Consider the following 13,884-nt stretch of genomic DNA (forward strand, 5'->3'; position numbering starts at 1 on the left):
TCAGGTCAACGGCGTAATTGAAACTGCACTCCAGCGATCAACCTGTTCACTCGGGCAGTCAGTCTTCAGGGTGTCACAACGTGTATTGACGTCGAACGTATCTAACCTTAGCCGAATGAGCAGTCGTTGAGATGTGGTAGAGGCAATAACCTCAGCGTCTTCCCCGGCATTGCTGCCGGATTTATTTTCAAAAGTAATTTTTTCCCGTACTCCAGTGTCGCTCCAGAACGTCAGCGCTGCGTGTTCAGCCACCTGCTCAAGGGCATCAAGCTCTGGGTTTCCCCTGTAAGCCGGAAGGTATGGAATACCTTTGCCAAGACAAGACAGGAAATCCGGTACATCTTGTGGTTCGAGACGGCCATATCTGGCGCGATCCGGTAATACGAGAAGTGAAGCAGCAAAGCGGCAGCCCCCAAGATGCGTTGACTGCAGAACCCTGAAATTTGTTGGGTCAGCATAATCACGCAAAGCTTTCCATGTCGCAAAGCCGTAGCGAGCGCAGCAAGGGTCCTGTTTTCCATCTGTACAGCACAGGATTGTAATGCGCTCATCGGGCTCTCCGGCAAGTTTCCCTCCCGCTGCCAGCATAAGCAATTGTTCGGACAAAATTTCAGGCGTTGCCGAGCGCAGAATAAGATTATCACACGACAACGCAATTTCATCGCCCTCCACGAGGGCGACATGAATTCCAGCCTGATTAGCAACAATGATTGCCGCAGTGAGCTGGACAGACATACCGAAAGCGTTTGTTCTTGGCACACGCCAGTGACGACGCGGCCAATGCAACAGCACATAGCGTCTGGCGGCAACCCCAGCGCCTGGCATAGGCTCGCCACGCTCCAGGCAAACGTCACGACAAAATTTATGAGAGCTCATACTTGGTCAATTGTTTATAGCGATGCCGCATTAGCGAAGCTGATGTTAATGGAATGACTATCCAACACTATATGCTTCGATAATGACATAGAAAATATTAAACTCGGCATTCATTCTGCAAACTGCCAACAGCCCTTTGAAACTATCGCATTACACGTGCCAATCTGTTGAAGCGGTCTGCGTCTTCCACATGGATGCATAGCGACCTGAATTTGATAGTAGCTGCGCCTGCGTACCCTGTTCTTTCAAGTGTCCATCTTCAATGACAACAATTTTGTCGGCAGCGACAATTGTCGAGAGCCGATGCGCTATAACAATCACAGTGCGCTCGCGCACCAATGCATCAATTGCCAATTGAACTGCGACCTCGCTTTCTGTGTCCAACGCAGCTGTCGGCTCGTCGAGAATAACAATCGGTGCATTTTTCAGCATTGCTCTGGCGATGCTGATACGCTGGCGCTCCCCGCCTGACAGCCTTCCTCCTAAGGAGCCAACCTGTGTTTGATAGCCGTAAGGCAAGCGACTGACAAAATCATGACAATGGGCAGAGCGTGCCGCAGCCTCCACATCTTCATCGCTCGCATCCGGACGCGCCATACGAATATTGTTGAGGATCGTATCGTCAAACAAATATACGTCCTGAAAAACCACAGAGATCAATTGGTTGAGATGGTCCGGGTCGATGGATTTAACATCGACACCACCAATCTTTACCGAACCATGATCGGCATCGGCCTGCCGCATCATCAGCCGCGTTATCGTTGTCTTGCCTGAACCAGATGGACCAACCAGAGCCGTCAGACTTTTTTCGGCAAATTTAAGCGTGATATTTTCGAGCACTGAACTCCCGCCAACCGCGCCATAACCAAAAGATACATTATCAAACTCAATTGCATAGTTTTGCGGGAGCTGTGCAGGAGCTTGTTGCGGCAAGGGCTTGATATCAAGAAGCGCCTCGATTTTTCCCAATGCCGTTTCCATCAGGTCAATGATGAGTGCCATCAAAATGACTGTGCTCAGCGGCTCCGCAAACCGAACCACAATAATTGTTATGGCTGCGAGAAGCCCAACTTGTAGCAAATTATCTGCCACAAGCCACGCGCCTATGGCGACAACCAGAAGCAAACCAATCTCCATGGCTGTCGCAATCATCAGATTAGGCTTTGTGCCTTTGCGCTGCCCGTAAGCCTGTACGTTTTCCAGATGCTCAATGCTGGCATTGAGACGGAGCGCCCTGTCGCCAACTGCGCCTGCCGTGCGCAACACCTGTAGCCCCTGCGCATATTCAAGCATTTCAGCGCTTGCCTGTTCTGTGGCATCAGCCAGTGCCCGCATTCCGCGCCCGAATGCAGGCCGACGCCAGCGATAAAACGGAATGAGAACCGGAAAGATCACCAACAAAAGCAAACCCATGCGCCAATCGAAAAACAAAGTAGCAATAGCCACGACAAACGGCGTAATAACGGCGGTTGCAATTTGATTGCCAATCGTCAACACGTAAGTGAGATTTTCATCGACATTGCCCAGCAATGTCGCATTGACCTCGCCCGCTCGTTTATCCTGTAATGTCAGCAGCGGGATTTTGCGCAGTTGCAAACCAAGCTCTGAGCGCAATTCATGCGTATTACGCACCATTTCGCCGTTATAATCAAAGCTCTGCGCCATCCAGCGCACAATGGTGCTCGCAACCATCAATAAAGTCATCACAAGAAGCCATGGCACAATTCCCTGCCAAGTGGCATTGGTCGTCAGCGATAAAAATACCGGCATGATGCAGGCAAATGCCAGTCCCTGAAGTGCAGCGGCCAGACCTAGCCCGATTAAGCTTCGGCGTAATCCGTTTGCGCGGCTACGCGCAGTACGCATTAATTGTTGCCATGTCACACGGAGAGATGTGGTTCCGGTTTCGGTCGTCATCACATCGTTTCTCCTGTCAAACGCCAGTCTCGCGCGCGCTCATAATGGCTCCATAACCGCGCATAAACCCCGCTCTTAGCTACGAGTTCATCGTGCTTGCCGCACTCTTCCAGCCGCCCGCGATCAAAAACAAGGATCTGGTCGGCATGACGAATTGTCGAAAGCCGATGGGCAATCATCAACACGGTCTTACCCTTCATCAGATGAGCCAATGCTTTAACAATTGCGGCCTCGCTTTCTGCATCGGCAAAGGCTGTTGCTTCATCCAGAACCAGAATTGGCCTGTTTTGCAGGATTGCTCTCGCAATCGTAATTCTTTGCCGCTGGCCACCGGATAGGAAAATGCCGCGTTCGCCGCAAAGCGTCTGATAGCCAGCCGGAAACGACATAATAAATTCATGCGCCTGCGCAGCTTTAGCCGCCTCAATGACATCGTCCAAAGAGGCCTCTGGCATGCCAATGGTGATGTTTTCAGCAATCGTGCCTGAAAACAAAAAAGTATCCTGAAACACGAGCGCTACCTGCTGCATCAGGCTCTCGGTCGGAATGAGACGCAGATCGGCTCCGCCGATCAGAATTTGTCCCTCGCTCGTATCCCAAAAACGAGCAACCAAGCGGGCAACTGTTGTCTTGCCTGCACCGGACGGACCGACAAGGGCGGTTATCGTATCCGGTTTTGCTATAAATGAAATATCGTGAAGCACGTTCGGCTGGTCAGCCTTATAGCGGAACCCCACATTTTTGAATTCGATGCCGGAGTTCGATGGGAACTGTGCATGACTACTCTCAACTTCTTTCAAGAGAGGCGTATCAAGCACCTGCTGAATACGCTGCACACTCATTTGCGTGCGCGAAATCAGATGTTTCAAAGACATGAGAGGCAACAATGCCTCAGCCATTCCGGTGCAAATCAGGAGCACTGCAACAAGTGCCGCAAGGCTTAACCCATTATTCAAAAACAGCCACACACCAAACCAGAGCACAACGGTGACTGTCGGCATCGGGTTAAGGATTGCCATCGAGAAGCGTGCTGAAAAACCCGCTTTCTGATACCATTGCAAAACGATTTCCAGATAATTTTCGAGGGCTTTTTGATAGCGTCCAAATGTAGCCGTGCCACTGTCAAAGCTACGCACCACTGGCATAGCCTGAACATATTCAACGACTGAAATACTCACTTGCTCACGCGCCAGATTAAACCGGTGCATCATCTCGTGGCTATTGTTCATGGTTTTGGCAATCACGCCAAAACCAAAGACAAGAACAGCAATTGCAACCAGCCCAAGACGCCAATCAAGAATGAAAAGCACTACAAATGAAACAAGCGGCGAAACATAGGAGCGCGCATAAAGTGGCGTGCTGTCAGCCACAAAGGCATGCAGTGCCTTAACGTCGTCCATCATAATTTTGGCAAGCGCAGCCGGCCCGGTATCTTCGACATATCCGAGTGGCACTTTGGCAAGATGCGCTGCAAGTTTACGGCGCAGCAAAGTTTCAAGGCGAAAGGCCGCATAATGCGACTGATTGAAGGAAAATAGCTTGAACACATAAGAAAGCGCGACAGACAATGCCGCAATTCCCATCGCCACCCAAGGGAACTGATCAGACTGGCTAAACAATGATTGCAAAGCCCATGCGAGTGCAATCAGACCTAGAACCGTAAAAGCCGATGCAAAGGCAGACAACACCATCGCAAAGCGAATTTTTCCAACAACCGGATTCAATATCGACCACACGCTTGGCGGCTTCACTTCACCATTTATCTTGGACATCAAACTCGCTCTGTTTTTTGGGAAACATTTTGATCCGACTTCATCAGACCCGCGTAAAGGCCCCGAACGGCTGATTGATGCTGAAGCTCAGCGTTTACGCGCCAGCATGAGGAGGCCTGCTTTTGGTACTTGCAATATTTCGATTGGCTCGAGACCGGCGGCTAAAACCATATCGGAAAGCATCGTCTGGCTATAAAACTGCATGGATTGCGCCATCCGGCTGAAATATCCGCCGATATCGTCGCGCATTTCCGGCGGTGCTGTAACCAGTGCAAGAATGCCATCTGGTTTTAATACACGCGCCATTTCGCGTAATGCCGCTTCCGGATCAGGAAAGAAGAAAAACGCATTCAGGCAATAAATCTTGTCGGCGGTGGCTGTTAGCAGCGGCAGTTGCGACGCGTCCGCCTGAACAACATCAAGACGCCCGGCTCGAACCGCTGCACGATTTAATCTGGCTGTTGCATCCACCATAGCCTGACTATGATCAACCGCGACGGCCCGGCAACCACTCGTCAATGCCCTGCGCATGAAGACGCCGCCACCGCACCCAACTTCAACAATTGTATCATCGGCATCAGGTGCAGCTTTTGTCAGAACAAGATCAAAGCCCGGCTTATGGGCAAGCGGAAACCTGTAAAGCAGGCGTCCCAACAACCCGTGCGGTTTACGCGCAATGCGATCAACCAGTTTCTCAGCGAAATCACTCATCTTAAGCGCCTGTTGCATCTTCATTCAGTGGCATGAGAGCCGCAGGTGAAAGCCTGCTTCTCACCAACCGAGCAACAACCAGGATGAGCAACCCTCCGCAGGCAACCGCAAGAAACATCGTGCTGTAGCCAAGAAGTGATGCCAGCCAGACAACAATCCCTGCAAACAGCATTTCTCCTGTTACATTTACACTCTGCAACAATGTAACGTCTGTTCCCGCCTGTTTACCCGAACCGCCGAATGACATATTCAAAGTTGCAGCGCAAACTGCGATAATACCGCTGCCGATATTCAGCCAAAGCGTCGCGATGCCCACGGTCATCCAGTTAACTGGTAGTGATCCGAGCGCCAGAAGTCCCCATGTGCCAAGCCCAACCATCACCACAAAAACCCCGATGCTCAGCCCTGTCCAGATCCTGTATGCAGCAAGCCAGCTGCCTGCCGGGCTACCCAATACAATCAGTACCAAACCACCAAGTGTTGCCACCCAACCCGCTTCCTGATTGCTCCAGCCAAGGTCAACCAGAAACAGTTTCGTGATGCTCATCCCGCCCGCATGCGCACTGCCATAAAGAAATGCCAGCAGCAATAATGGCCAAATGCCTTGGCGGCGGAAGCAATCCGAGAGGCGTGCTTTGCCTTGCGTAGCGATGTGGCTTGCTTGCGGTTCTTCCTTCCACAGCAAAACCAATATGATCGTTGCAAGCGGAATGAGTGAAAGCAAAAGAAGCAGATATTGCTGGCCGAGTGTATCAATAAGAAGCAGTGCGCCACCGCCTCCAACCATGAATCCTGCCATCATACCGCCAATTTGTAGCGCATTGGCACGGCTTAAGGCGCCCGCACGCAGACGTTCAGCAGCCAGCCCATCAGTTGCGGTATCTTGTGTTGCGCTTGCAAGCATTCCGACACTCATGATTACGATCATCAGCACGGCGTTTGCGGATGTGGCAGGCACAAATGCCAGCAACACCATGGCAATCAGCAAAAGCGTCTGCATTGTCAGCAACCAGCTGCGCCGACGCCCGAGCTTGGCACTCCAGCAATTATCGACCATCGGTGCCCAGAATATCTTAAGTATCCATGGTAAGCCTGCCAGAGGCACAAATGCCAGCAATTCCAGAGGCACGCCGTTCTGACGCATAATGACCGGGAATGCTTCCATCGCCATGCCCATCGGAATGCCTTGCGAGAAATACAAGGCACCAATGAGGATCAGCAAAAAATGATCACTGCGTTGTTTCGCGACCGGATCAGCCTGTACCTTCATCGAGACGTCAGTCATAAAGCTTACCACTTCGCCGCAAGGGTCAGTCCATAAGAGCGTCCCTGTGCTGCAACGCCCATATCAGTGCCCGAATAGCTGAAATAGTTCTTCAGATAGGTCTCATCCGTGAGGTTTTTACCCCACAATGTTGCACTCCACCAATCTTTGGAAAGACCAATATGCGCATCAACGAGGTTCGTCGGCTTCTGACGGTAATTATTGGATGAAGTGAACGAATAAGAACTGCGATAGCTATAATCAATGCCAGCATTCATGTTCAAATTGTTCTGGAATTCATGGGTCCAACGCAGACCGGCATTAAAACTATGTTCAGGAGCAAAGGGCAGCGGATTACCTGAATAATTTTCGCCCATGACCTCATCAACAAAGTCATCATACTCTGCATCAGTATAACCATAACTACCCGACAAGGATAGCGCATGGGTAATCGCCCATGTACCTTCCAGCTCGAAGCCTTTGGAGGTCGCAGCCGCAGCGTTGCGATACACGCGTGTCACCGGCGTGGTGTAGATTACAGCCTGCTGGTCTTTCCAATCGATGTAGAAGGCGCTGGCAGCAAGAGTGACCTGCCCATCGAGAATTGTCGTCTTTGCGCCAATCTCATAGCTGGTCGTGGTCTCCGGATCATAGCTGTTGGCGGAGCCATTCGCTTCAATATAAGGGCTGATACCACCGGCCTTATAACCGCGGCTGATCTTGGCATACACAATGTTGCCTTCAGAGAAATGCCAAGTGGCACTGGCTTCCGGGGAGAAGTTTGTGAACGAAACATTGTCGTCAGCATAGCCAGGATAGCCGAACATGTAGGTGCCGCTTGGGGTGCTGATTTCCGAGCTGGTGCTCTTGCGATCATGTGTGATGCGTCCACCCACCGAGAGCTCAAGCTGAGGCATGACGTAGTACGACACTTCACCAAAGGCTGAGTACGTATCTGTCTTCTGTTCAAAGACGTCGCGGCTCAACAGATCGCGCGGCAAGGAAGCAAGATCGAAATATTGCGTGCCGTCGAACTTTTCATGCATGTAGAAGAGTCCGCCCGTCCAGCGCAGCGGCCCGTCATCATTGGAGGACAAACGGACCTCCTGACTGAACTGACGCTGTCTCTCGACCTGACCCTGAATAAGATATGGAGTGGTCGTAAAATCGCCGTCGAGGAACTGCGAAAAATCATGCCCGCGTACTGCGGAAATCGATGTCAGTTCATAATCACCTAAGTCGTGGTCAATGCGAGCCGATATACCGCCGGACTTTGTGCTCGTTTCAGGATCGAAATCATGCTCAACTTTACCGTCAAATGCGAGATCAACAGGCGCGTACCATAGACCACCATCACTTTTATCGCGTGAGAAATCAGCAACAACTTTTAATCGGGTACTCTCATTCAAACTCCCGGCGACGGTAAAACGACCGGTGAAGTAATTGAGATCGCCAACGTCCTCACCGTTATAAAGATTGGTGATGTAACCATCCCGGCCAGACCATGCCGCTGCGCCGCGAACAGCCAGACCTGTTCCCTCTATCGGAGTTTCAAAGGCAGCTTTTATCCGCTTTTCACTTTCACTGCCGTAGGTCACCGACATTTCTGCGCCGGGCTTATCACCGGGCAGGCGTGACAGCAGGTTAACAGCACCACCAATGGTGTTCTTTCCATAAAGGACGGATTGAGAGCCGCGAACAATTTCAACGCGCTCCAGATCATCAAGGAGAACCGGGAAACCAAGCGGGCGCGCGACAAAAACATCGTCGAGGAACAATCCAACGGCTGGCGAACGGTCCACGCCACCGGAAATTCCCAGCGAACCGACACCCCGAATTGAGAGCGGACCACCCTGACCATTATAATTCACGTTTGGCGCTCTGAATGCCGCATCTTCCAATGTAGTGACATCACCCGGAACCAGTTGATCTTGCTGGACAACCGAAACAGATACAGGCGCATCCTGTATTTTCTCTTCGCGGCGCCGTGCTGTTACCGTAATGGGATCAAGGACAATCGTATCTTCTTTGACCTGCTGCGCGGCATTTTCCTGCGCTGCTGCACCATCAACCAAAAGAGTAAATCCAAGCGTTGCCAGCAGGCAGTTGGAAAGCAGGAAATTTACGCGCTTCTTAATCATGAGTTTAGTCCCCAAGTTTTAGAAGCTCTGTTTGCGATAGCTGATCGTTGAGGACAAGACCTTGTAGTTTAGGGATCGCGTCAAAGTCTTTGGGGATCGCGCATCAATTGCTGAATTGGTTACGCAAAACCCTTGCGTCCCGTCACCTGCGTCGGCGAAATGCCAAACCGCTTGCGAAATTCCGTGGCAAAATGAGCAGGATGATAACCCATATTATGGGCAACGCGCGATATCGAAGTCTCGCCGGATTCCAACAGACTGCGTGCTTCTTCGAGACGCCGGGATTTCACAAACGAATAAACTGGTGTGCCAAACAGATCAACAAATCCGGCTCCAAGTTTGCGGGCATTTGTGCCCACCATTCTCGCTAATTCCGTAACTGTGGGCGGATTTGCCAGATCCGACATCAGGATAGAACGCGCGGCATGAAAACATTCTATATCCCGTGCAGTCCATCGTGCATGCTCACACCCGTCTGTAACGCTATCATTCGATACCAAATGCGATATGAATTCCAGCGCCTTGCCCGTCATATACAATTTGCGCGACGCACCGCGCAAAGGACAGCTCAACATTTGCCAGGAGATGCCGTTCAGCGCTGCTGTTCCGCACTCTTGCGTATTTTTAGCCGCGGAAACAATTGCAGAAACAGCTTCCGATCCAAGGCCACTTTCCGCCTGATCAGGGTCTATTTGAATGAAAACAGCGCTCAGTGTACCACTCACGAGAGAGCAATGGTTTGTCTCAACGAACTTATCACTGTTGAAAACAGCGGTTTGCCCCTTTTGCCAAACTCTGCGCCCTAACTGATCCTGTTCGACTTCAACATGACCCGCTGCAATCGCCCCCATCCAGATGCCCGGATCCATAACTGAGCGCCATGCTTGCCCACTCTTAACGGGCATGCTGTCGATAAGGATCTTCAATCCGGCTGCTTCGATTATTTCCACGATGGTGCCTCGAGTTTTTGCACCGACTAACACACATTACATGACTGCAAAAGTCAAGTTTATATCTCAGCAGACAAATTGACCGATCGCGCCAACAAAATTATTTCACTAACCGAGAACGAAATGCCTCAATACGTTGTCCTGCCACCACTGAGATCGAATGTAGCAGCAGTGGTGTATGAGTTTTCTTCCGACAACATCCACACAACCATGGACGCAACTTCGTTGAGTTCAACAAAGCGGTCCCGTGGAATACGCACCCGCATATAGTCTATGAATTCCGGCGTTAATCCGTCGAGTATTGGCGTCTTGGCAGTCGTCGGCGTGATGCAATTCACCGCAATGCCCGTTTTTGCCAGCTCTTTTCCAAGCGATTTTGTCAAGCCAATCACACCCGCTTTTGCGGCACTATAGGCTGCCAGATTGGGGTTTCCTTCTTTACCTGCAACCGACGCAATATTGACGATGCGCCCATAATTATTCTCTGTCATCAGAGGAACGACCGCACGGCAACAATTGAATGTGCCCGTCAGATTAACTGCAACCACTTTGTTCCACTCGTGCAAGTCATAATCGACCAGCGCCTTAACTGGCCCCGTAATACCGGCACTGTTGACCAGTCCATCAATGGTTGAAAAAGCATCACGAGTCTGAGCTGTCGCATGCGCAACGCTCTCTGCGTCTGCCACATCAACACCAAAGGCGATGCATTCAGGGGAAAGCTTGCGGGCAGCGTTTTCGGCCTCCCCCGCATTCAAATCCCAAATCGCGACAGCAGCCCCAGACTGCACCAGTCGATCCGCGATCGCATAGCCAATCCCTTGCGCGCCACCTGTTATGATGACGCGCTTCCCGTTCATATCAATCCGGTTCATTGCTATCCCCTAAACCTCAATCACCCATTCAGGCCGCAGCGGTGACTTGGTTTTGGACGCCCAATCCCTCAATCTCAACGCGCATCGTATCACCGGCCTTCAGGTAACGCGGAGGCTTCATGCCCATTCCAACGCCGGGAGGTGTTCCGGTCGTGATGACATCACCCGGCTCGAGCTTCATGAATTGGGAAATATAGGAAACAATGAAAGGCACCTTGAAAACCATGGTGCTGGTCGAGCCATTTTGAACACGCTCACCATTGACATCGAGCGTCATCGCGAGCGCATCAACATCAGCAATCTCGTCCGGCGTCACCAGCCACGGACCCAAGGGACCGAATGTCGGGCAACCCTTGCCCTTCATCCAGTTGCCGCCGCGCTTAAGCTGATATGATCGCTCCGAGACATCGTTGCAGACACAATAACCAGCAATGTAATCGACAGCTTCATCCTCGGTTACATAGGATGCGGCTTTGCCAATCACGATTGCAAGTTCAACTTCCCAATCTGTCTTCTGTGATCCACGCGGGATAAGCACAGTATCATTTGGGCCAACAATGCAGGATGGCGCCTTGTTAAACAAAACCGGCTCTTCCGGCACAGCCATTCCACTTTCCGCCGCGTGATCTGCGTAATTGAGACCAACAGCGATAAAATTGCCAACGCCAGTAACGCAAGAGCCCAGTCGCGTACCTTCTGGGACCAGAGGCAGGTTCTGGATGTTTACCCCCGCAAGCTTCGTTCCGATCGTCGGAAGCTCTTTGCCTGAAATATCGCTTAGAACAGACGAAAGATCGCGAATAGAGCCATTCTGATCAACAATGCCCGGCTTTTCAGAACCAGCTTCTCCAAACCTTACAAATTTCATTTCTCTCTCCCTTAGATCGAACGTGTCAAAAGATGTACTGGTCTGCTTGGCCACATCTCCCCAACAACCAAGCCGAATGCGATTTCAGTTGCTCGTCAGAGCAGCCCCCGCCCCGCCAGATTTCGCATCAAGTGTGATGCGCCAAAAACCCATGGCGCGCATTGCGTTGAGAGTTTTACCCTATTGCGCAAGGTGCCAAGTTTACTGTTGGAAATTGCTACAACATCCCCAACATGATGAGTGAACCCCTGCCCTTGCTCACCCCGATCTTCCGTTGGAGCAAACAGTGTGCCCATGAACAAAACCAAACCATCAGGATATTGATGATGCGCGCCGATAGTCTGTTCAACGAGATCAAGCGGGTCGCAGCTGATCTCTTTCATTGAGCTATGCCCACGAAGCATAAAGCCGTCATCGCCCTCAACGCTCAGCATCAATTCGGCCGAGCGAACATCATCAAGATCATAGGTCTCATCAAACAAACGCAGCAACGGGCCAACTGCACATGAGGCATTGTTGTCCTTCGCCTTACCCAATAAGAGTGCCGACCGACCTTCTATATCACGAAGGTTCACGTCATTTCCCAGTGTTGCTCCTACGATCCGCCCCTGACTATTGACCGCAAGCACGACTGCCGGTTCCGGGTTGTTCCACTTGGACGCTGGATGAAGACCTACATCAGCACAATGCCCAACGGAGGATAAAACCTGGGCTTTCGAGAACACCTCGGCATCTGGCCCGATACCGACTTCGAGATATTGCGACCAGACACCCTCATCAATAAGAGCTGCCTTGACCTCTTCTGCCGCCGCGGAACCTGCTTTAAGGTCACGCAAGCTTTCCCCAATAACAGCAGCGATACGGCCACGAATGCGCGAGGCTAATTCCGGATTGCCCGCGGCACGTTCCTCGATCACACGCTCCACCATGGAGCGAGCGAATGTAACCCCACACGCCTTAACAGCCTGAAGATCAATGGGCGCAAGCAGATGGACTCGTCCGTCAGACCCGCTATTCAGAAGGTTTGAAATATCGGCAATTGGCTCGCCCATGGATTGAGCGGCATAGGCTGCCGGATCTCCCATTTCCAAAAGATCACGCATTGTTGGTACAACAGTGCTCGTTATATCGAGCACCTGACCATTGCGTATCACTACAATCGATGGCCCCTGAACATCTTCACGCCACACACGCCCGACAAATGTTCCACTGTCTAAAAAGTCCTGAGCAGACATAGATTTCTTTCAGAGCTAAGTCAGTCTAAGAGATGGAAAGCGTGCAAAACGACTGCCTTTAACGCTTAACGCTGGACAAATTTTGCAAGTCGGGTGACACCATCCATCAGGCGCGCTTCATCAGAAACCGCATGGCACCAGCGCAACCATCCATTGCCTTCTGGCCCAAATGCAGACCCCGGTGCGAGACCGAGTCCGGCTTCCGAAACAAGTCGCTTCGCAATTTCAACAGAGTCAGATTGTCCTGCAATGCGGAAAAACACATACATGGCTCCGCCAGCTTCCGGGACATCAACGCCGGGGATATCCAGCAAACCGGACACAAGGAGATTACGTGTTCGCGCCAATCGAGAGCGAAGATTTGCAATCTCAGCTTCACCCTGCTCAAGTGCAACGGTGGCCGCACGCTGGATCGGCTCAAATACACACGAGAAATTATATTCGATCAACTTCGCCAGATCGTCAGCCATGGTGACCGGCGCTGTTATCCAGCCAGCGCGCCAACCAGTCATCGACCAGGCTTTGGAAAAACTATTCACCGAGATCAGCCGTTCATCAGCATTCATATGCCGCAGAAAACTTGGAGCGGAGCGAACAGCTGGATCGTAGATCAAACGCTCGTAAACCTCATCGGCGACGACCCAAATTCCGAGCCTTCTGCAATGCGCCGTGATTGCCTCGATTTGTTCGTCCGTAATCGTCCATCCCGTCGGATTGTTGGGCGAGTTCACGATCAGCATTTTTGTGTCTGGCGTAAGTGCATCCAACAGACGATCAAGATCAAGTGACCATTTTCCGCCATTGACAGTCAACGAAACGCGCTCAATATAAGCGCCCGCAATGCGTGGAATTTCCGTAATATTTGGCCAAAGCGGTGTAATGGCCACCACCCGATCACCCGGCGACAGCATCAATTGCGATACGACTCCGAGACCTGTAACGCCTGAGCCGACAACGCTGATGCGGTCGGTCTCAATTTCGCGCCCGTGCAGGTCAGTCATATATGCAGCAATAGCCTTGCGCAAATAAGGGCGACCGAGATTTTGAGCGTAAAAAGTCTCGCCTGCTGAAAGCGACTTCATTGCCGCATCTCGTATAAACCCCGCAGTCGGCTGGTCGGTCTCGCCAAACCAGAATGGAAGAACATCTTCCCGTCCCATGGCACTATTGGCCACTTCTCTGATTTGCGAACTGGAAAGCGAGCGAACTGCGTCACGCGCTTGCGTTGGGAACATTTGTTTTTGCAACATTAGTCGTCCTTTCTTGTATCAGGAC

The 13,884-nt window shown here is 51.5% G+C and carries 11 protein-coding genes; all 11 read right to left on the reverse strand.

Features of this window, described 5'->3' with window-relative positions; translation table 11 throughout:
* The gene (locus ACOZHT_RS09675; protein ID WP_339514836.1) at positions 1 to 825 is read right to left on the reverse strand and encodes a sucrase ferredoxin; all 825 of its coding nucleotides are present in this window, start codon (positions 823 to 825) and stop codon (positions 1 to 3) included.
* Between the two features lie 201 nt (positions 826 to 1,026).
* A complete protein-coding gene (locus ACOZHT_RS09680; protein ID WP_339514834.1) occupies positions 1,027 to 2,793 on the reverse strand; it encodes an ABC transporter ATP-binding protein in 1,767 nt (588 codons plus the stop codon).
* Positions 2,793 to 4,565, reverse strand: coding sequence for an ABC transporter ATP-binding protein (locus ACOZHT_RS09685; RefSeq protein ID WP_339514832.1), 1,773 nt, complete (start codon positions 4,563 to 4,565; stop codon positions 2,793 to 2,795). The genes ACOZHT_RS09680 and ACOZHT_RS09685 overlap by 1 nt, the downstream gene beginning before the upstream one ends.
* An 87-nt stretch (positions 4,566 to 4,652) precedes the next feature.
* Positions 4,653 to 5,276, reverse strand: coding sequence for a class I SAM-dependent methyltransferase (locus tag ACOZHT_RS09690; protein ID WP_339514830.1), 624 nt, complete (start codon positions 5,274 to 5,276; stop codon positions 4,653 to 4,655).
* Position 5,277: 1 nt separating this feature from the next.
* Positions 5,278 to 6,561, reverse strand: coding sequence for an MFS transporter (locus ACOZHT_RS09695; protein WP_421565655.1), 1,284 nt, complete (start codon positions 6,559 to 6,561; stop codon positions 5,278 to 5,280).
* Between the two features lie 5 nt (positions 6,562 to 6,566).
* Positions 6,567 to 8,681, reverse strand: coding sequence for a TonB-dependent receptor (locus ACOZHT_RS09700; RefSeq protein ID WP_339514826.1), 2,115 nt, complete (start codon positions 8,679 to 8,681; stop codon positions 6,567 to 6,569).
* A 119-nt stretch (positions 8,682 to 8,800) separates the two neighbouring features.
* A complete protein-coding gene (locus ACOZHT_RS09705; RefSeq protein WP_421565656.1) occupies positions 8,801 to 9,631 on the reverse strand; it encodes a helix-turn-helix transcriptional regulator in 831 nt (276 codons plus the stop codon).
* A gap of 128 nt (positions 9,632 to 9,759) precedes the next feature.
* The gene (locus tag ACOZHT_RS09710; RefSeq protein ID WP_421565657.1) at positions 9,760 to 10,506 is read right to left on the reverse strand and encodes an SDR family NAD(P)-dependent oxidoreductase; all 747 of its coding nucleotides are present in this window, start codon (positions 10,504 to 10,506) and stop codon (positions 9,760 to 9,762) included.
* A 28-nt stretch (positions 10,507 to 10,534) separates the two neighbouring features.
* A complete protein-coding gene (locus tag ACOZHT_RS09715) occupies positions 10,535 to 11,374 on the reverse strand; it encodes a fumarylacetoacetate hydrolase family protein (protein ID WP_339514820.1) in 840 nt (279 codons plus the stop codon).
* A 95-nt stretch (positions 11,375 to 11,469) separates the two neighbouring features.
* Positions 11,470 to 12,609, reverse strand: a complete 1,140-nt coding sequence (locus tag ACOZHT_RS09720; RefSeq protein WP_421565658.1) for a fumarylacetoacetate hydrolase family protein — start codon at positions 12,607 to 12,609, stop codon at positions 11,470 to 11,472.
* Between the two features lie 65 nt (positions 12,610 to 12,674).
* Positions 12,675 to 13,859: a pyridoxal phosphate-dependent aminotransferase gene (locus tag ACOZHT_RS09725; RefSeq protein WP_339514816.1), complete on the reverse strand. Its 1,185-nt coding sequence runs from the start codon at positions 13,857 to 13,859 to the stop codon at positions 12,675 to 12,677.
* Between the last annotated feature and the right edge of the window lie 25 nt (positions 13,860 to 13,884).

Origin of the sequence: Ochrobactrum sp. EDr1-4 (genome assembly GCF_049199085.1) — a bacterium.
Classification (GTDB): Bacteria; Pseudomonadota; Alphaproteobacteria; order Rhizobiales; family Rhizobiaceae; genus Brucella.